Source organism: Flavobacterium sp. FlaQc-49 (assembly GCF_044005985.1).
GTDB lineage: Bacteria > Bacteroidota > Bacteroidia > Flavobacteriales > Flavobacteriaceae > Flavobacterium > Flavobacterium cupriresistens.
On record NZ_JBIPCS010000005.1, the window covers coordinates 26460 to 47424 of the forward strand.

The window sequence follows — 20965 nt, forward strand, 5'->3', positions numbered from 1 at the left end:
ATCCTTAACTGAATGACATTGAGCTGAAGCAGGAGACAAATCAATCTTTTTTGTTTTCGTCAAATAGGATCAACTAATTATTAAATAACAACTAGAATTAATTAGATTTTCTTTAATTATTTTAGTACGATATGGTATTACTTGCCATTGGCTCAAACGCTATTGTTTTATTTTTACCGGCACTGCTCCATATAGTAGAGAAGAACCTGCTACTTCAGTAATATTAACTTCTAATTCATCTGATGTAGTGACCTTACTAACATTGACATCAAGCATTGAACTACTTTTTATGTTGACATCTATGGTGCCATTAGAATTTACAGGCACTAAAGCGTAATTCGTATTTAAAAACGGTTTCTTATCTTCAGATTTTAAACTTCCTCCATAAGCTTTTGGAATAAAGTCAATACTTTTAAGCGTAAGAATGCTTAGACAAATTGCGATAACGGTCAAAATAAACTTGGTGTAAAAATCTGATTTCATAATGGTGGGTTTTATGTTATACTACTTATAGATCTGAATTAGGTTTTTAAACTTAAAAGCAAAGTTCCTTGCAGGCCTATGAAATCAATCACTTTTCTAAGTTCTTTAAATCATCAACCGAATAAAACTTAAGGTTATTTTCTATGGCAAACGCACAAAGCTGTTTCAGTAATCCGATCGGAGTTTCTAACCTGTCGTTTACTTTGTCTACTGTTTTATGTCCGTAGAAAATGACAATCTTATTGTGCTTTTTTGCGTAAAGTAAAAGACTCTTGTAATATTCCAGATTAAACTGTTCGTAGTCTTCGTCTATTCCTAAACCGTAGATCACACGTTTGTTTTCATAATAACAGTACTGAGCTTCCGGTCTAAGTTCGCCGTAAGTTGTACCTCTTATAAAATCAAAATATTTGAGTAGCCTTTTATCCAGCTGACCGTTTCTGGCTCCGTCGGGATAGGCAAAGGACTTTATATCAAATCCATCTTTGCGCATGATTTCTTTTAGCGGAAGGATTTCGTTTTTTATATAAGCGTCGAGTCCGTATTGAGCGGCATATTTAACGGCATTCTCATGATTGTAACCATGTCCGGCTATATCATGTCCCATATTCTGAAGATAATGCAGCTTTTCTTTTTGTTCCGGTGTAAAGGCACTGTACTTACAGATAAAAAAAGTAGCTTTCCAATTGTAGGGACGCAGTTCTTTTTCGGCATTGTACCAGGTATCTACATAATCGTCATCAAAAGTTAATACAATCCCGGGTTGGTTAGGCAGTTTCTTTTTTGGTGCAGCGGGAATGTCACCTTTGACATCAAAATCCACAAAGAGGATTACTACAAGAGCGATAAATAACAACAGTACTACTAGTTGGGATCGTTTCATTTTGGCTACAGTTATACTCTCAAATATACTCATTAATTTAAAAGAATAACCTTGTTAATCCATTTGTATGAAAATCTTGTCGCCAAATGATAAATACATCATTCCAAAATCAGTGTTGTATTAAACTCATGGACATTTTGTATTATAGCATTCTTATAGGAATCATTTTTTTCTGTGAAATCGAAACTGTGCCAACATCAGAAGGCTGTATGGGAAGCAATATAATCACTTGCTAAAATTAATTAAAGCCACTACCAAGCCTCTCTAATTTTTGAATCGCTCCATAACACTAATTTTCCGGTTTCTTGCAATCGGCAAAATAGTGTCCTTTACGGAGAGTTTGAAACCATCAATATGTGTTATGTATTTTGCATTCACAATATAACAGCGATGAATCTGTAAAAAGTCAGCATTGGAAAGCTCATCCATAATGCCTTTTAAGGTTTGATGAATGATGATTTTTTTACTGTTCTCTGTATATATTTCAATATAATTCTGCATACTTTTGATATACATTATTTGCCTTGGATGCACTTTTACAGTCGTCCCGTTTTCTTTAAAAAACAAAGGTTTCGAAATCAACTCCTGCTGATACATTAAATCGTACAGTTTTTTGGCTTTAAAAACCGCGGCTTTAAAGTCTTCAAAAAAGATCGGCTTTAACAAATAGTCTACAGCATTTACCTTATAGCCTTTGAGGGCATACTCCGAATAGGCCGTTGTGAAAACAATCATCGAAGGTTTGTCTGCAATTCGTTTTGCAAATTCCAGTCCATTAAGCAATGGCATTTCTATATCCAGAAAGATCAGGTCAATGGTATCTGTTTTTAGTTTTTCGAGAGCCAGATGCGCATTAGAAAATACCCCTTCATTACTTAGAAAATCAATCTCTTTTATAAAAGAATCCAGACCTTCTCTGGCAATTCTTTCGTCGTCAATTACGATACATTTCATGCGTTGGTCAAGTTTAATTTAAGGCTTACACTATAAGAGTCTGCTTCAGAAACAAACTCTAAATCATAATTATCTTTATAGGAAAGTTCTAATCTTTTCTTAGCATAAGTCAACCCTACTCCCGCCTTCTTGCGATTTAACACTTCTGAATCGAATGAATTTTTTATCTTCAAAAACAATTGATTTTCCTCTTTTAGAAAAACATGCAGTTCTATGTAGTTCTTTTTTTCGCTGAAAGAAGAAACGTGTTTGAACGCATTTTCTACAAATGTCGATAAGAGAAAAGGAATTACCAAAAGTGTATTTTCGGGTATGTCCCATTGACAGGAAATCTCAAGATCTTCTCCTGAACGGCCTTTTTCTAACTCAAAATAATGTTTTAGAAAAGTAATCTCGCTGTCTAATCTGATCCATTTATTTTGAGATTCATAGACGTAATAGCGTAATATTTTACTGTAGGCCGACAACAATTCTAAGGCTTCATCTTGGTCCTTACGAATCAAAAACTGAAGGTTATTGAGTATGTTAAAGGTAAAATGCGGGCTAAGTTGGGTTCTTAAATGATCGATCTCCATTTCCAGCACACTATTTCTTAGTTCCTGATGTCTTTTCTCTGCGACGACATTCTTTCGAAACATTTCGATAGAATAACACATACCCGAAACTAAGATACTGGCCATAAACGTTCCGCAAAACATAGAGATCATATCGTTTTTCGTATAAACAGCTTCAGGCATCATAAAGCGAATTATTAAATAACATTCTATTGTAATAAAAAAGGCCGTGATGGAACTAATAAAAAGTACCGAAAACACGAATTTTCCCGTATCATGTGTTTCCATATATTTTCTTATAAATACATTCAGAAAACATACATGCAAACGCAGGGTCAGCACATTAAAACCTGCCGTTAAAAAAGCACACGGAAAACTAAATTTTGGAATACCGGAAAGCATTAACTGCAAAAAAATAACAAGGAATAAAAAGATCCAAAAAAGAAGGCTGATTCTTTTGATTGTAAACATACTGATAAAGTTTGATTGTAAATTTAATGCATTTTCTATCATATCAAGAACCACTGGTCAACAAATGCTAGCCATTGGTCAAAACCAAAAAAAAACTTTTAACTCTTGGAATAGTTTTGCCCTGTCAAATAAAAAAATTAAATCATGAGAACATCTTCCTTACTTACTTTGTTAGTTTTACTAATGGGAATCACGCAGGCTAAAGCACAAATATCTATTCAAACCGAATATATTGGGGAATCACGCTACGGCGATGAAGAGAATAACAATATTGGAAACGGTAAAGGATCCGCAATCGTTTATCAGGCCACTGCCAATATTCCGATTTCAATGAAAACGAACAAAGACAATCTTCCTGTTGTTTGGGGCGTATCCCTAGCGGGTGCTTACGCTTCTTTGGACAATAAAAATTTCACCGAAGAACTTGTTGTATCTGATATTGTGAATGCATCCTTTTCGTTGTATAATATGCGTCCGATTAGCAAAAAATGGAGCCTTCTGACAGCAGTTGGAGCGGGCGTATTTACAGATCAAACTCAAATCTCTAAAATGGGCGCCAGAAATATTCTTGGAAACGCGGGTGTCATTTTTATCAAAAAAATCAATTCTAAATTAGATCTGGGTGGTGGACTTGCTTTCAACAACTCATTTGGATTCCCTATGGTATTCCCGGCTTTATATCTTAGCTATAATTCTCCCGGGAGATACGTCTTTAACGTTTCACTTTTAGATGGTGTACGAGCGTCAGCAGGATATCAACTGACAGACTACTTTACACTAAGTATTGTTGGATTGATGAATGGGCAAATGGCACTTACTCAAAGAGCAGGAAAAGAGGTCATCTTTACCCATCAATATATGGTCGGAGGATTAAGACCGGAGTTTAAGATTAACAAACACATTACGATCCCTATTACAGTGGGAATTAGTGGTGCACGTCCTGCCTATTATGCAGAGAAATCTTTAAAAAGTATGTTTAGTACTAAAGATAAGTTTCAGTTTAAGTCTGCTCCCTATGCTGCTGTACAAGTCAATTATAATTTTTAATGGCTTTATAAAGCGTTCAAATCTATAGATCAAATTCAAAAGTTGTAGGGAGTAAAAATTTCGCAGAGTCGCAGAATCGCAAAGTTTTAATGAGAAAGGGTAAAGCTTAAAAATAAGTAGAAAAAACTTAGCGGCTTGGCGGCTTGGCGAAATCATCAAAGTGAGAAGTCGGAAAACAGGAACTCAAAAAGCTCTGATGAAAAGTATAAGATCTGCGACTTCTAACAAAAGAGAATTTCTAAAAATTATTCCGCAACTGTTTTAAACTTAAAAAAAATAAGGGCAGTATAGTCTTACTGCCCATCACCTTAAATTATCAGTAGTATTATGATTTCCTTTCTAACAGCACTTTTTACTTATTTACTTACGTCGCTTTCGGTTATTCCGAGTAATCCTTTAAACAATTCAATTCATTTTCCTGAATCGATTAATTTTCAGACACAAACGTCAAATAAGAATTAAATCACTTATTCATTAGTCACAATTGCCTATAAATGCGTTTCGTTATTGTACTCTATTGATTTCTTTTTAGTCCTCTTGTTATTATTTAGAATGCGATGTACAAAGCAAACTTACCGCTCCTAACAATGCAGCGGCTTCATTGTCATTCGAAACAGAAACCTGAACTTCGATACCGGCTTCTTTTACGCTTTTCATAAAGGATGGCAAAAATAAAGCACCGGCATTGGCTATTTTACCTCCGATAATAATGTGATCCGCACTGAAATTTTGTATCCACGGAATAACAATTGCTGCTAAATCAGTACCCATTTTTTCGAATACGCTGATTGCTAATTGATCTCCTTTAATAGCCAAATTATACAATTCCAACCCGTTATTGAGTGTTGTACCACTTAAAGCATGATAATGGGATATAAGCCCACGTACCGAAACATAGTCTTCGGCTATTCCATTTTTATATGGCAGATTGTATATTTCTCCGTCTAAGGGTACCAAATCTCCTGTGGTTACCGAAACTCCTTTGTCAATAAAACAAGCACCTAAGCCCGTACCCAGCGTAATTGCAATTACTTTTTTGGACAAGTTTTCTTTCTGTTTGAAAACCTCTCCTTTTCCAAAACAAACGGCATCATTTTCAAAAAGTACCGGAAAATCGGCTGAGAGACTAAGACTGTCCAAAAGCAGATTTCTAACATTCAATCCATAAAAATGTTCGTATTTGGATTGTCCTTTTATCCAGCAAACCCCTTCCTGATAATCAAACGGACCGGGCATACACACTGCTAAACCAGCCATACTTTCAATTTTAGAATTTTCTATGGCGGCAGAAATTGCTTTTTCCCAAATGGTCATAACCTGATCAACCGGTAAATTAGAGTCAAAAGATTCTTTTTGCAGAGAGTAGTCGATAACTTTCATCTCTGTTATATCGATAACTGCTGCTGTAATATGTGTCCCCCCTATATCTAGCCCAATGGCGTGTGGTGTATTCATTTTTCCTCGTTTAACTTGCTTCTTTAAATATTTTTATTCTTTAAAATTTGTGGATATTTGTTACTGGTGTGAACAATCATCTCGCCAAATAAGGTATTTGCCCAAGCAAACCATTTTCGGGTAAATTTTGCAACATCATCTTTATGAAAAGATTCATGCATAAATCCGGTATCTGCATTTGTTTTGATCAGATTGCTAATGCAGGCTTGTATTTCTTTCTCGTCAACACTTGTAATTGCTCTCAGCACAATACTCATCGGCCAAATTGTATCTACTCCTGTATGCGGACCCCCAATCCCCTCTCCTGCTTTTCCTTTGTAGAAAAAAGGGTTGTTTTCTGAAAGCACCACTTTTCGGGTATTAAGATATAAAGGATCGTTTGGTGCGATTGCTCCCAAATAAGGCAATGACAGTAAAGAAGGAACGTTGGCATCGTCCATCATGTGAAAACTACCGTATCCGTTCACTTCAAAAGCAATAATTTTTCCGAATTTCGGATGGTCTATAATTCCGTTTTCCTTTAATCCTTTTTTTACCTGCTCTCTTAATTCTTTTGCTTTGGCCACTAAATCAGTGTCTTTTAGTGCCGGCAAAGAGAATATTTCAATCAGATAACCCAATATTTCAATCGCAAACATATTGCTTGGAATTAAATAAGGCAACAAAGTACAATCGTCACTTGGTCTGAACGTTGACACAATCAAGCCACAAGGTTTTACCGGATAACCGTAGCCCGCTAATGGAACCCCATCTGTGGCCCAGGCCGTTTGACGCTGAAAACTGTATGGGCCTCCTTTTCCGTCTAAACGCTGTTGTTCTTTGAAAGTTTGCAGTATCAATAACATCGCTTTTTTCCATTGGTCGTCGAACAAACTGATGTCTCCGGTTTCTTTCCAATAACCATGCGCCAATCGAACGGGATAACACAAACTGTCAATCTCCCACTTTCTTTCGTGAATACCGGGCTGCATTTTAGTCAGGTCATTTTTCCATTCGCTTTCCTTAGTAAAATCTTTATAAAAAGCATTGGCGTACGGATCTAATAGGATACATTTTGCCTGACGGTTGATTACTCCTTTGACCAATTCGGCCAATTTAGGGTCTTCTTTTACAAACGGAATATAAGGCCAGATTTGCGCTGTACTGTCTCGCAACCACATGGCGTCAATGTCACCTGTAATTACATAGGTATCGGGTTTTCCGTCAATGATTTCAAAATCTACTGTGGTATCTAATGTATTGGGAAAGCAGTTTTCAAACAACCAAGCCAATTCGGGATTTGCGATTTGTTTTTTAATTCTGACAATTGCCGCTTCGACTGCTTCACTGGTAAATTTTCTTTCTGCTAACGGAGGTCTTTTACTCACAAAATCTTTAACCGTAAACTGAAAATCATCCGAATTTAGTCCAAAAGCATTTGCTTGAATGGCCAATAGTCCAGCTGAAAAAATTCCTGTATTTTTTATAAATTTTCTACGTGATTGCATAAATTTTATTTTGAAGTTGAATAAGAATAAGGATACGCTCCGGCGGTTGTGCCTCTTTGCAAATTAGGAGAACTGCTCATCTCAAAGTTTAATTCTCCACCTTTCAATACATCAAAGTGATTGATGTAATTTTTTGTATAGGTTGTATTGTCCCACTTTAATTCGTTTACATATTTATTGTTTGCCGAATTACCTGGAGCTTCTATTATAAGCTGTTTTCCGTTTTCTAATTGTAAGGTTGTTTTCTTGAATAAGGGTGCGCCAAGAACATATTCTTCTGTACCGGGGCATACCGGATAAAATCCCATTGCCGAGAAAATGTACCAGGCCGAAGTTTGTCCGTTGTCTTCATCACCACAATAACCATCCGGAGTTGGTTTGTACAAACGATTCATGACTTCTCTGGACCAATATTGGGTTTTCCAAGGTTCTCCGGCATAATTGTACAGGTAAATCATGTGTTGAATCGGTTGATTTCCGTGTGCATATTGTCCCATATTCATAATTTGCATTTCACGAATTTCATGGATTACCGATCCGTAGTAACTATCATCAAAAACCGGAGGTGTAGTGAATACTGCATCCAGCTTGGCTGTAAAAGATTTGGCTCCACCCATGAGATCAATTAAACCTTGAACATCATGAAATACACTCCAGCTGTAGTGCCAACTGTTGCCTTCAGTAAAAGCATCTCCCCATTTAAACGGATTGAAATTCGCCGGGAAACTTCCGTCTTTGTTTCTTCCGCTCATTAGTCCAATAGCAGGATTGTACAGGTTCTTATAATTCATCATTCGTTTTTCGAGTAACTTAATCTCTTTCTTCGGACGATTTAATGCTTGCGCTAATTTCCAGATCGCAAAATCATCATAGGCATATTCCAGTGTTCTGGCGGCATTTTCATTAATTTTCACATCGTAAGGAACATAACCTAAAGTATTGTAATAGTTCACCCCTTTTCTTCCTACTGCATCCATTGGACCTTCATTATTGGCACCATGCAGTAAAGCTTCGTACAGTGTATTGATGTCATAACCTCGCAATCCTTTCATATAAGCATCCGAAACTACAGAAGCTGAATTGTTCCCTACCATCACATTTCTAAAACCTGGACTGGACCATTCCGGCAAAAAACCGCCTTCTTTGTAATCGTTTAGCAAACCTTCCTGCATTTCTTTGTTTATAGAAGGATATACTAAATTTAACAAAGGGTATAAGGCGCGAAAAGTGTCCCAAAATCCAGTTCCTGCAAACATATAACCCGGTACAACTTTTCCGTTGTAGGGACTGTAATGCACTGTTTTTCCTTCTGCGTCAATTTCATATTGTTTTTGAGGGAAACAAACTGTACGATACAAACAAGAGTAGAAAGTTCTTAATTGGTCTTCGTTGTTGTCTTCTACTGCTATTTTTCCTAGAATTTTATTCCACTCTTTTTTAGATTCTGCTACGGTTTCATCAAAAGAAGCGGTGCCTAATTCGTTTTTTAAATTCAATTCAGCCTGAGCTAAACTGATAAAGGAAGAAGCTACTTTTACATTTACTTTTTCTCCTTTTTTAGTTTTAAAACCAACTACTGCACCTACGTGAGTTCCCGAAAATTCTAACTTCCCTTTTTCCAGTTTTTTTTCATTCCAAGTGGCATTAGTCAAAAAAGGTTTGTCGAACTGTAAAACAAAATAGTTCTTGAAATTCTCCGGAACACCCCCACTGTTGCGGGTTGTGTAACCAACAATTTTATTCTCGGATGGAATAATTTTAATATAAGAGCCTTTATCAAAAGCATCCACTACAATAGACGAATTTTCGTTATCCGGAAATGTAATCTGAAAATGAGCCGCTCTTTCTGTGGTAGTTATTTCTGTTGTAACATCATAATCAGCGAGATAAACACTGTAATAATACGGTTTTGAAACCTCTGCTTTATGACTGAACCAACTGGCACGTTCGTCTTCGGTAAAAGCTAATTTACCGGTAACCGGCATAATCGAGAATTGTCCGTAATCGTTCATCCAAGGCGATGGCTGGTGGGTTTGTTTAAATCCTCTGATTTTTTCTGCTGTATAGGTATAAGCCCATCCGTCACCCATTTTTCCCGTTTGTGGTGTCCAGAAATTCATTCCCCACGGTCTGCAAACCGCCGGATAGGTATTTCCGTTAGAAAGATTGGGTAAAGATTGTGTTCCCATTAAAGGATTTACATATTCTACAGGATCTAAGGTCTTCACCTGTGCGCTTACAAAAAGGCTGCATTGCACTAATCCTAAAAAAATTAAACTCTTTATTTTCATGGTAGTATTGTTAAATGTGAAATGTGGTTTCTAAAATGTAAGCTGTGGGCTCTATTTTTATATAATTGCAAGGTTTTAATAACTTTGCAGGATTAGTTTGAACTGAAACTGCAAACTGTGACTGTGACTGCGACTGTGACTGCGACTATTAACCGTTATACCTAACAGGTTTTAAAAACCTGTTAGGAATGTTTAGTTACATAGGTCTGTCTTCTTTATTTACTCCAAAAGTTGGTGAAGGCTTGTTGCCCATGTACAATTTCAGTTCTCCTCCTTTTACGATCATATCGTGTGTGATGTACGATTTGGTGTAAGGCTTTCCGTTGTATTCCGCTTTTTGGATGTACATATTGATATTGCTGTTGTTTACGGCATTTAAAGTAAAGGAAACTCCTTCTTTGTGATGGATTACGGCATTATTTACTAATGGACTTCCCAAAACATAAATTCCGTTGGCAGGATTAACAGAATAGAATCCCATCGCTGAGAAAACATACCAAGCGGACATCTGACCTAAATCTTCATTACCACATAAACCATCGGGTTTGGTTGAATAAAATTTATCATCGATTTCACGAATTAATTTTGCAGTTTTCCAAGGTTGTCCGGCATAGGCGTACAAATACGGAATATGGTGATTAGGCTCATTTCCTTGTGCATATTGTCCGATTAGACCACTGATGTCGGGAGAAATTTCTTCGCCTTCTACTTTATCTGTAATTAAAAACAAGGAATCTAACTTATCTAAAAACTGTTTTTCACTGCCAAATAAAGCAATCAACCCATAAGGATCCTGAGGAACTAACCAGGTATATTGCCAGGCATTTCCTTCTACATAATCATCCTTGCGATGTGCAGAAGAAAGCGGATTAAAAGGCGTTCTCCAATTTCCATCTGTTAATTTACCTCTCATAAATGTGGTTTCTTTATCGAAATAAAGTTGGTACAAATTGGCTCTTTTGGTAAAATAAACATAGTCTTCTGTTTTGTTTAGTGCTTTTGCCATTTGCGCCACACAGTAATCGTCGATGGCGTATTCTAAAGCATTTCCAACGGATTCTAACATTTTATCTGCGGGAATATATTCCAATTTCTGAACGTAATCCATCCCATCGCGTGTTTGCATGGCGGTTTTTCTAATGGCTTCGTAAGCCAATGCTGTATCGTAGTCTCTGTATCCTTTGAGATAAGCGTCTGCAATTACTGCTATGGAATGATTCCCATTCATTGTATTGGTTTCATTCCCCATTAAATGCCAAACCGGTAGTCTGCCTTGTTGTTTATAAATGGCTAAGAACGATTTAACAATGTCATTGATCTTATCCGGTTGTGTAATGGTATACAAAGGGTGCAAAGCACGGTAGGTATCCCAAAGTGAGAAAGTCGTGTAATTGGTAAAATTGGCTTTTTCGTATACTTTTTTATCGGTTCCGCGGTAATCTCCGTTGACATCATTAAAAATAGACGGTGCAAACATGGTGTGATACAATGCTGTATAAAAAACTTTCATGGTTTTATCGTCTGCTTTTATCTGAATCTTATGCAGTTCCTTATTCCATTTGTCATTTGCTTCTTTTACTACTTGATCAAAATCCCAATTTGGTATCTCTGCTTTTATATTAGCTGCAGCATTTTCATAACTTACAGGAGAAATCCCCACTTTTACCAAAACCTGTTTGTTTTTTAAGGTATTAAAATCTAGTATGGCTTTCATTTTCAAGCCTTCGCCTTCATTTCCTTTTACAGGAGAAATGCTGTCATATAAAGTAACAGCCGCCATTGGCTCTGAAAATTCGATTGTAAAATAAATGCGCTGATCATTGGCCCAGCCTTTAGAATAACGATATCCTGCAAGTGTTGTTTCGTTTATTTTCTTTATGAATGTTTTAACCGGTTTGTCCCATCCGATTCCGTCCGCAAGGTCCAGTAAAACGTGTGAATCGGTAGCGGAATCAAAAGTATATTTATGAAAACCTACTCTTTCGCTGGCGGTTAGTTCTGCTTTGATTTTGTATTTGTCTAATAAAACACTGTAATATCCGGGTTTGCTTACTTCGTTTTTGTGTGAGAAGTACGAACCGTAACCGTTTACCATATCTTCTTTTGTTCCTTTGGTAAGGGCAACTTTACCGGATACGGGTAGCAAAAGAATATCGTTTAAATCTCCAATTCCTGTTCCGCTCAAATGGGTATGTGTAAAACCTAAAATCGTATTACTCGCATAGTTGTAACCACTGCACCAATCCCAGCCTTCAAAAACGTTTACCGGTCCTAACTGTACCGCCCCAAAAGGAACATTGGCTCCAACAAATACGTGCCCATGACCGGCGGATCCTATAAGAGGATTTACATAACCGGTATAATCAGTCGGGTGATTGGTGGTTTTATTTTTAATTTCTTGTGCGAATGCCGATAAATTAATCAGCATCATTATTGAGAAAACAATGTGTTGGTATCTTTTATTCATTTTTATTTTTATTTTGGGTGACACGTTCCCGTAGAGACGCACAGCAGTGCGTCTCTACCGTGTGTGTGGAGACGCACAGCAGTGCGTCTCTACATTATTTGTATTTTTTCAAAACATCGTATAGAGAAACAACCTTAATATCGGGGTTTGCAATTTTACCTTCAAATGAAAGTGTTTTCTCTTCTCCGGCGGTCATATCGATATAATTATCACTCCATTTTCCGGTGTATCCTTTTACAGAAATGTATACATATTTTGCGGCCTTTGTCGCTTTTAAAACCACTTTATTTCCTTTGATCTGCCAACTTATTTTGGGGTCCTCCAACTGCAAATCAATCGGACGAGTCAGATCTATTTGAGGCGTGATATCATCCCTGTAAGCTTCACGCATGGCATACCAGGCTGCTTTGGGTTGGCGGTTGTAATAATCGGTCACGCTCCAACTTGCTACCGGCCAGCAATCGTTGAGCTGCCAAACTAAAGTTCCCATATTGTAAGGGGCTTTAGAACGATGAATACCTATAATATTTTTAAGAGAATAATACTGTAAACATTGGGTCAGATAGGTATAATCTTCCACATTCATTTTTTTAATTTTAGTGGAGTCTATAAAATACCGGTTTAAATAGGAATCTAATTTTATAAAACCTTTCCCTGCTTTTTGATGGGCTTGTAAAATGTCTGAATACAAATATCGGTCTTCCGGTAACGTAAAGGCTTCTATAGACGAATAGTTGGGCATGGCCTGCATGCCATATTCACTCACAAAACGACCCGTTTTATTCTTTACGACTTCAACATCTTCCAGTCCCCACCAAGTTCCCCAGTAATGACTGTCTCCTTCGGTAATACTTTTTTCTTTAGACCAATGAAATAAAGGTGAAGAACTAATATAAGGGCGCTTATTGTCTACTTCTTTTACCCATTTTGGAATACTGTCCTGAAACAACCGAACATAATCGTGCCACAAACGGGTGGAATCCTGTTTGGACATGTTCATACTTTTTTGCCATCCCCAATTTTTAAAGGCTTCATCGGCTTCGTTATTACCGCACCACAAAACGATACTTGGATGGTGGCGCAAACGTTTCACCTGGTATTTCACTTCTTCTTTTACATTGTCAAAAAAGGCTTTGTCGCCCGGAACCATTGTACCGGCAAACATAAAATCTTGCCAGACATAAATTCCGTTCTTATCGCATAAATCATAAAAATAGTCGTCTTCATAAATTCCGCCACCCCAAACACGAAGCATATTCATATTGGCGTCTTTTGCCATCGCAATTACCTTTTCGTACTCTTTTTTGGTTACTCTGGAAAGAAAAGCATCCGAAGGAATATAATTGGCTCCTTTCATGTATACCGGTTTACCATCAATTTTGAAGTAAAATGATTTACCAAGACTATCGGGCTGTTGTACCAATTCGATTTTACGGTTTAGTACATACGATTTCTCCTCCTCTTTTTTATCGTAGGCTTCTAATCGTGGGGTTTTCCATATTCCGCAGGTTGTGAATTTTGGTCCCCAATCCCATCCAAAATGATATTGTGCTTTACGAACATAGGCACGAGGATTATCGGGAATTACAAAAGGCAGGTCTTTTTTAGCAAGAGAATCAACCACATTTTGTGCGGACTGAAATACAATCACCAAATCATTGTTTCCTGACTTTAACACCTTTTTGACGTCTACACGCCATTGACGGAACATGTTATCGGCTTTTAAGACCAACTGATTGTTAAGATAAACGGTGGCATAAGTATCCAGTCCGTCAAAAACCAGTTCGGTGTTTTTCTTTTTTAGCGTTGCTGCAGCTACCTGAAAAGTCGTTTTATACTCCCAGTTTTTGCGTTCTACCCAAACCACTTTCTTTTCATTGTCCCTGTAAAATGGGTCGGGGATTGTTTTATTATTCAACAAATCGGTATGTATCTCTCCGGGAACAGTCGCGGGATACCAATTTTGTGTTTTTTCTTCACGATATTTCCAATCCTTTTTTAAATCAATATTCTGAGCCGTAACTACCGATGAAAAGTGGATAAGACCAAGGCAGATTACGCTGTAAAAGTGCTTTTTTAAATTCATTTTATTTCGGAATAAATTAATAGTATATGAATTTTAATTATTGGCAGTAGGAGAAGGAATAAAGCGCTACACCATTATCCCTCCTCATTAGGGGTACATGTCAACGAATAACTAACAAAATATTCAGAAATCATTTTCCTATACTGCGCATAATTTAACGGGAATTTGTACTACAATTTAATCAATTTAACTGTAGTAACAGTATATTAAATCAACTTATTAACAGTTCTAAAAGCTATTCTTTTTGGTGCTGTGATTGCTATAAGTGTATTAAAAAAGAATCCCCTTTTTTTCAGCAAAAGCAATTTTAGCGGCTGCGAAAAAAAAGACATTAGAGCAATACATCCAATCCATACCATAAGAATTCTATTTGGAACTTATCAATAAACGATTTAAAGATAAGCCGGGTAAAAGGAAATTACCCGACTTATTCTAACAAACCAACCAATATATATTTTAAACTATTTGTCCCACCAGATTCTGGTTGTCATAACATCAAGCCCCTGACGTTGAATTGCTGCTTTGTAATTGTCAGCATTTGTTATCAACTCCGACTGGTCGTAAACTAACCTTCTTGGAATAGTACCTTGAGTTTCTCCGTTTACATCATTAACAGGAACCAGTGCCGGATAACCTGTTCTTCTGTACTCAGAAAAAGCTTCAAAACCATTAAACAATAGAACAATCCATTTTTGACCAATAATTTGCTCTATTTTTTGCGCTTCTGTCCCAGCAGATTTAAAAGGAAATGCAGCGATATATGCATTGTATTCTGTAGTTGAAACTGCCGGTACTTTATCACCAAAAATAGTTAGAATCTCCATGGCAGCTTTTACTCCATCTTCATAGTGTTTTTGAGCTGTTCCGCCAACACTCCAGCCTTTAACTGCTGCTTCTGCCAATATAAATTCTACTTCGGCATACGACAAAATTAAAGTTGGTGCATCTAAACGCAATACTGTTGAAGTGTTCGGGTCTGAAAAAAGCTTTTTATCCCCACCTGGAAATTCTTTAGCATCATTAGCAAGACCTTGCTGACTTGCAGGAGAATTATCTCCGGTTGCTTCCAATTTAGCATAAATTCTTAAACGCGGATCATTTGTATTTTTCAACGCATCTATAAAGGTTTTGCTGTATTTAATGTTGGCTTCTCCTCCGTTTAAGTCATTTCTAACCCATGAAGAAGTAATTGGATTCGTTTTAACACCCGGAGGACCTGCATCATGTTTTAGTACAACACTGTCATTATTTGAAGTAAAAACACCTTTTGCAGCTGCTTTTTCAACAAATTCTCTGGCTTTCGCAGGGTTCACTTTAGACAAACGCATGGCGACTCTCAACATTAATGAATTGGCTAATTTTTTCCATCTTGCCACATCACTTTGATAATACAAATCGGCATTACCAACAAACGGTTTATTCGCATCTAAAGCTGTTCCTGCTTCGTCTAATTCTTTTAAAAGATCATTGTAAATTGCTTCTTGTGTATCGTATTTTGGCGAAAAGATATTTCCGTTATATCCTTTTCCTGCTTCGAAATAAGGAATCTCACCATAAGTATCGGTCAATTTCTGAAACATCAATACTTTCATGATTCTGCAAGCCTGAATCATATTAGAGTTTTCAGGCGTATTTTCCAATACCGATAACAATTGCATGATCTGATTCAATCCTTTTCCATACGATTCTCCAAAAAGAGAACCTGAATATTCGGGAGAATAGGTATATTTTGATCCCGGTCCACCCAATGAAGAAAAATGCTGTACAATTTGTGCTGCATAAGCATTGTTCCCTCTTGTATTAGAAAAATCTTGTCCGTCTACATAAATTTCAGCCAGGGTAAACATTGATTTTACCGCAGGTTTCGTCAAGGCATTTGGGTTGGTATTCATTTCCTCAAATCCTTTGTCGCATGATGTTAATGCCAGTGTACTAACTATTGCAACGCAAAATATTTTTATATATTTATTTTTCATTTTTTACTTTTTAGTATTAGAATTTAACATTAAGCGTTACACCGTAATTTCTTGTCAAAGGCATAGATGCTCTTTCAAGTCCTTGTGCATTACTGTTAGAATAGTTAGATTCCGGATCAATGTTCGGAACTTTATCATAGATCGTCCATAAATTATGAGCAGAGAAAGCTAAACTAATGGATTGAAATGGTGATTTCTTGATAAAAGAGCTTGGAAAATTATAACTAAAAGAAATTGCTCTAAGCTTTACAAAATCAGCATCGTATACAAAGTTTGAGGTTACATCACTATAACTTCTCCAGTAATCGTATGCAGATACTTGTTTGTTAACCGGATTACCATTTACATCTGTACCCGATACGGCAACTCCTCCTTCACGACCTTCAAGTGTGCTTTGAGCTAATCCGTAACGTGTTCCCAATTGGTTAGTCGCCGAATAAATTTCTCCTCCAAATTTAGCATCTACAAAAACAGACAATGTGAAGTTTTTATAGGTAAAATCATTTGAAAGTCCCATTGAAGTTGGTGCTACTCCCTGTCCAGCAATAATTAAATCACCTCTTAAAAATTTACCATCAGTTCCTAATACAATATTTCCGTTTTTGTCTCTTAAATAATCATATGCTTTGATTACTCCGAAAGGCTGTCCTTTTTCTAAAACTACAGAAGCTCTTGAGTCTCTGTTTCCTTCCAATGATTTGGTGTTAATCTTATCAGAAAGACTAATAACCTCACTGTCATTATAAGCAAAATTATATCCAACACTCCAAGAAAAATTTGGCGTTTTAATCGCTTTTACGTTGATTGCAAACTCCACCCCTTTGTTCAGGATTTGTCCCACATTAATTTTGGTTGTTCTGTATCCTGCTGCCTGAGAAATGTCTGCGTCAGCAATATCTTTAGTAGTTTTTTTGCTGTAGAAAGTCAAATCTGTACTTACTCTGTTATTGAAAAATGTATTTTCAAAACCAAATTCAATTGTACTTACATTATAAGGCTTTAAGTTTCTATTTGGAACGGTTTCTCCGTTAACACCTAAAATCGGTTGTCCTTGCGAATCAGTTTGTCCGTCCGGTGTTGTATACGTTAAGTCTAAGGCATAGGCATCCTGCAATCCACCTCCTACATTACCCCAACCTGCTCTAAGCTTACCATAAGACATCCACTCCGGTAATTTTATCACTTCAGAATAAATAAAACTCGTACTTACTGATGGGTAAAAAATACTATTGTCTTTTGGATCTAAAGTAGAAAACCAATCTCGACGACCTGTTAAACTAACATATAAAAAATCTTTGTATCCCAAATCTGCTGAGTAAAAAAGAGAGTTTACTTCACGTTCTGAAAACAATTTTTCTGTTTTGTCCGGTTGTGTATTTCCATAGAAATATTCAAATGGTACAATAAAGTTATTTCCCTTCATTTTAATACCACTGTATCTGTTATGTTGACGGTTAGCACCAACAAAAGCATCTAGTGACAGATTTTTAACGATGTCTCCTCTATAACCTAAAAAACCGGAGGCATTAACTTCTGAACGATTTTCAATTCTGTTTTCATAAGATCCTCCAGGATTGTAATTGATTCCTGTTGGCTCAATTTCAGTATATTCATAATTAATATCATCAACACCGATAACCGCTTTTGCATAAAATTTGTCTGTAATATTATACGTTACTTTTGTTGAACCGATAAAACGTTTTCTAAGATCCTCGTTTAAAGGCTGTTCTGTAGTATAATATGGATTGGTATGGTACACATTCGCACCAAAATAATCTGCTTCACCTCCATTTTGATCGTAAGCATTTTTAAGCCATCTGATGTCTGTTCCCGGAGTCAGGAAAACAGTCGGGAAAGAAGGATTTCTTGGAGAATCGTTCAAGTAAGGTCTGTTATCACTCTTCTCTGAAATATACTGTGCATTTGCCTCTACATTGATCTTCTTATTTGGAGACGAGTTTAAACTCAAAGACAAGTTATTTCTACCAAAATCTGTTCCCGGTAAGATAGATTCGTCTTTTGTGTTTCCGAAAGATAATCTGAAATTAGTAGTTTCATTTCCACCCGAAATAGCTAAAGTATTACTGAAAGAAAATCCGGTTCTGTAGAAATTTTCCACATTGTTTTTTCCATAGGCTTTGTAAGGTCTTGTTGCACCATCTATGGAAAGTGAATTTGTTCCGTCGTATTTATCACCCCAGGCAAAATAGTACGAATCTCTTAGTTCCTGCAAATCGCTAAATCTGGTATAAACACCATTTACAGGAGCTCCTGCACCGTATTGATCCTGCCAGTTCAAAAGACTTGCAGGGGTATTAAACGTTGCACTTGAGCTAAAATCTACTCCTAAACCTGTTCCGTTTTTTCCTTTTTTTGTCGTAATTAAGATAACACCATTTGATCCTCTGTACCCGTAAAGAGCAGAAGCGGCACTTCCTTTTAAAACCGACATCGAAGCAATATCATCCGGATTGAAAGAAGACATACCATCACCTTTATCGGCACCTCCCCACATTCCTGCGTTTCCTTGCTGTGTATTGTCTATCGGAATACCATCTACCACATACAAAGGCTGGTTAAACCCTGAAGCCGAAGTAGCACCACGAATCACCACACGACTGGAACCTGAAGGTCCCGTAACCGGTGCAGAAACGTTAACCCCTGCAATTTTCCCCTGAAGGGCATTACCTAAGTTAATTTCTTTGTTTTTCGTCAGTTCATCTCCTTTTAATTCTCCAACGGCATATCCTATACTTTTCTTTTGTTTTTTAACACCGAAAGAAGTAATTACCACCTCATTTAATTCCTGATTGCTCTCTGACAATACAACAGAAATTTTGCTTTCATTTTCTTGAAGTACCACTGATTTTGATACAAAACCTAAAGAAGTTATTTTTAAAGTAACTTTACCTTCAGGAACATTTAATTTAAACTGACCGTCAAAGTCAGTAATGGCATTAAACTGTTTTCCTTGTACTTCAACCGATGCACCAACAACTCCCTTGTTCTCTGCATCTACCACTATGCCTGTTATTAATCGATTTTGCGCAACAACACCTAAGCTGCTGAACAATATCATTCCTAACACTGCTAAAATTCGTTTCATAAGCATTTTTTTTGGTTTAATTGTTTTGATTATTGTTTGTTTCTAACGCGTTTGTTTTTAAATATTAATAAAAATTTTGAACTCCATTTCAAGAAAAAAAGCAGCAAGTTTAACTCTCGGAATAGTCCGAAAAATAAAGCTTTACGGCTGTTTTTTCTACGTATCTCTTTCTCAAAAGAAGCAACTAAAAGCGATTCTTTTTGTTTACTGATTTTACTAAAACGATTTAGTAAAATGACTAAAAAAAAACTACTGCAATAATTTATCTTTTTCTTTTATTTTTAACTTCAAAAATTATAGGTTATCTAAACCGATTCTCTAACAATCAATGTACCTTTTTTAAGTACTTTCTCTACGGTAAAGGAATCAAAATCTGTCATCTGACTCATTAAGAGCTCAATCGATTTAATCCCAATATCATTTATGGGCTGCGCTACGACAGAAATGGTTGGCGTATGCAATTTGAAACTATCATGATCATCAAAACTGATCACCGAAAGATCATCCGGGATTCTGTACCCCATTCCTCTAAAGGCCTGAAGACCGGCAAGTCCCATATAATTGGCCAAAAATAAAACACCGTCAATCTTGGGATTTTGCTGAAAAAAATGCGCAATCGAATCGATTCTGCTTTGTTCATCAGTATGGTAATCTAAGTGAAGCGTAAGGGCTTCATCATAAATCCCTTCTTCTTTCAGGGCATCTGTATAACCCTTTTCCCTTAATTTCATCTGAATCATTTCAGATTTAGTATTGACAACGGCAATATTTTTGCGTCCTTTATTTATTAGAAATTTCGTAGCTGAGTAAGAACCTTCATAGTTATCCATCACGACGTGACTTACTTCCTGATTGGCAAAATACCTATCGATTAAAACTACTGGCTTTTGCAATTTTAAAAGCAAATCAATACTTTTTTCTAAATTTTTTGTCGGTGTGATAATAAACCCCTCTACATTGGCCTGCAAAAGACTTTGCACTAATTCCTCACAACGTTGATCATCATCTCCGGTACTGCAATAAAAAACTCTGTAATCAATATTTTTCGCTTCGTCTTCTATTACCCTCGCTAAATCAGCAAAAAACTGATTGGAAATATCTTCTACAATAAGACCAATTGATCTCGTTTTTCCCGTTCTCAGACTACTGGCAATCATACTTGGTCGGTACTGAAGCTTTTCGGCAACCTCTTGAACCTTTTTTATAACAGCCGGACTAATTGCCATCTTCTCGCCTTTTCCGTTAATAACAAAAGATACAGTAGATATAGACACTTGGGCCTCGGTGGCAATATCTTTAATAGTGATTCTTCTCATTAACGTTTTTTATTAAATGGCTTTATAATGCTTTGGACAAATATATATAAATAGGGTTTACAAAATCGTTTTAGTAAAATATTTTTTAAACAAATCGTTATTTTAAAGCCAAATTAAAGTATAATAATCAGTAATTATAAAGTTTTTACCTATAATTCTCATTTTTAATTTTACAGAATATTCATCGTTTTTTAACTTTGTTTTTACCTCTGTTCCCCATAAAATAAAGAAAAGTTAAATAGGAGTTAAGTTCTTACTTTATCGCTGAAAAATTTATTTTTATAGTAGTCTTATTACTGTTTAATCAGAATAGATTTTGCACATATCTTCCTACTTAAATGTTTTTGTCTTCTGTTTTTTTTAATGCTAAAAACAAAAAAAGACAATCA

Annotated in this window: 13 protein-coding genes; 1 reads left to right on the plus strand and 12 read right to left on the minus strand. The window is 36.4% G+C overall.

Features of this window, described 5'->3' with window-relative positions; genetic code table 11:
- Window positions 1-159: 159 nt before the first annotated feature.
- From ACHRV3_RS12135 to ACHRV3_RS12150, 4 genes are all read right to left on the minus strand, one after another.
- The gene (locus ACHRV3_RS12135) at window positions 160-483 is read right to left on the minus strand and encodes a hypothetical protein (protein ID WP_395426199.1); all 324 of its coding nucleotides are present in this window, start codon (window positions 481-483) and stop codon (window positions 160-162) included.
- An 88-nt stretch (window positions 484-571) separates the two neighbouring features.
- On the minus strand, window positions 572-1399 hold the full coding sequence (locus ACHRV3_RS12140) for a polysaccharide deacetylase family protein (RefSeq protein ID WP_395434859.1): 828 nt from the start codon (window positions 1397-1399) through the stop codon (window positions 572-574).
- 231 nt (window positions 1400-1630) lie between these two features.
- Window positions 1631-2320: a LytR/AlgR family response regulator transcription factor gene (locus ACHRV3_RS12145; protein WP_395434860.1), complete on the minus strand. Its 690-nt coding sequence runs from the start codon at window positions 2318-2320 to the stop codon at window positions 1631-1633.
- A complete protein-coding gene (locus ACHRV3_RS12150) occupies window positions 2317-3345 on the minus strand; it encodes a sensor histidine kinase (RefSeq protein ID WP_395434861.1) in 1029 nt (342 codons plus the stop codon). Before ACHRV3_RS12150 ends, ACHRV3_RS12145 begins: the two co-directional genes overlap by 4 nt.
- Window positions 3346-3489: 144 nt before the next feature.
- Here ACHRV3_RS12150 and ACHRV3_RS12155 point away from each other — a divergent pair, with 144 nt between their 5' ends.
- Window positions 3490-4392, plus strand: a complete 903-nt coding sequence (locus tag ACHRV3_RS12155) for a DUF6268 family outer membrane beta-barrel protein (protein ID WP_047776528.1) — start codon at window positions 3490-3492, stop codon at window positions 4390-4392.
- Window positions 4393-4935: 543 nt separating this feature from the next.
- Here the strand turns inward: ACHRV3_RS12155 and ACHRV3_RS12160 are convergent.
- From ACHRV3_RS12160 to ACHRV3_RS12195, 8 genes are all read right to left on the minus strand, one after another.
- Window positions 4936-5847 carry an ROK family protein gene (locus ACHRV3_RS12160; RefSeq protein WP_395434862.1) on the minus strand — a complete coding sequence of 304 codons (912 nt, stop codon included), beginning with the start codon at window positions 5845-5847 and terminating at the stop codon, window positions 4936-4938.
- A 23-nt stretch (window positions 5848-5870) separates the two neighbouring features.
- Window positions 5871-7334, minus strand: coding sequence for a glycoside hydrolase family 125 protein (locus ACHRV3_RS12165; RefSeq protein WP_395434863.1), 1464 nt, complete (start codon window positions 7332-7334; stop codon window positions 5871-5873).
- Between the two features lie 5 nt (window positions 7335-7339).
- The gene (locus ACHRV3_RS12170; RefSeq protein WP_395434865.1) at window positions 7340-9625 is read right to left on the minus strand and encodes a GH92 family glycosyl hydrolase; all 2286 of its coding nucleotides are present in this window, start codon (window positions 9623-9625) and stop codon (window positions 7340-7342) included.
- A gap of 196 nt (window positions 9626-9821) precedes the next feature.
- Complete coding sequence (locus ACHRV3_RS12175; RefSeq protein ID WP_395434866.1) at window positions 9822-12092, minus strand: GH92 family glycosyl hydrolase; 2271 nt, start codon at window positions 12090-12092, stop codon at window positions 9822-9824.
- A 94-nt stretch (window positions 12093-12186) separates the two neighbouring features.
- Window positions 12187-14178, minus strand: a complete 1992-nt coding sequence (locus ACHRV3_RS12180) for a glycosyl hydrolase 2 galactose-binding domain-containing protein (protein ID WP_395434867.1) — start codon at window positions 14176-14178, stop codon at window positions 12187-12189.
- Window positions 14179-14639: 461 nt separating this feature from the next.
- Window positions 14640-16154: a SusD/RagB family nutrient-binding outer membrane lipoprotein gene (locus ACHRV3_RS12185; protein ID WP_230001811.1), complete on the minus strand. Its 1515-nt coding sequence runs from the start codon at window positions 16152-16154 to the stop codon at window positions 14640-14642.
- A gap of 16 nt (window positions 16155-16170) precedes the next feature.
- The gene (locus ACHRV3_RS12190) at window positions 16171-19260 is read right to left on the minus strand and encodes a SusC/RagA family TonB-linked outer membrane protein (RefSeq protein ID WP_395434868.1); all 3090 of its coding nucleotides are present in this window, start codon (window positions 19258-19260) and stop codon (window positions 16171-16173) included.
- Window positions 19261-19565: 305 nt separating this feature from the next.
- On the minus strand, window positions 19566-20576 hold the full coding sequence (locus ACHRV3_RS12195) for a LacI family DNA-binding transcriptional regulator (RefSeq protein ID WP_047776518.1): 1011 nt from the start codon (window positions 20574-20576) through the stop codon (window positions 19566-19568).
- Window positions 20577-20965: the final 389 nt, after the last annotated feature.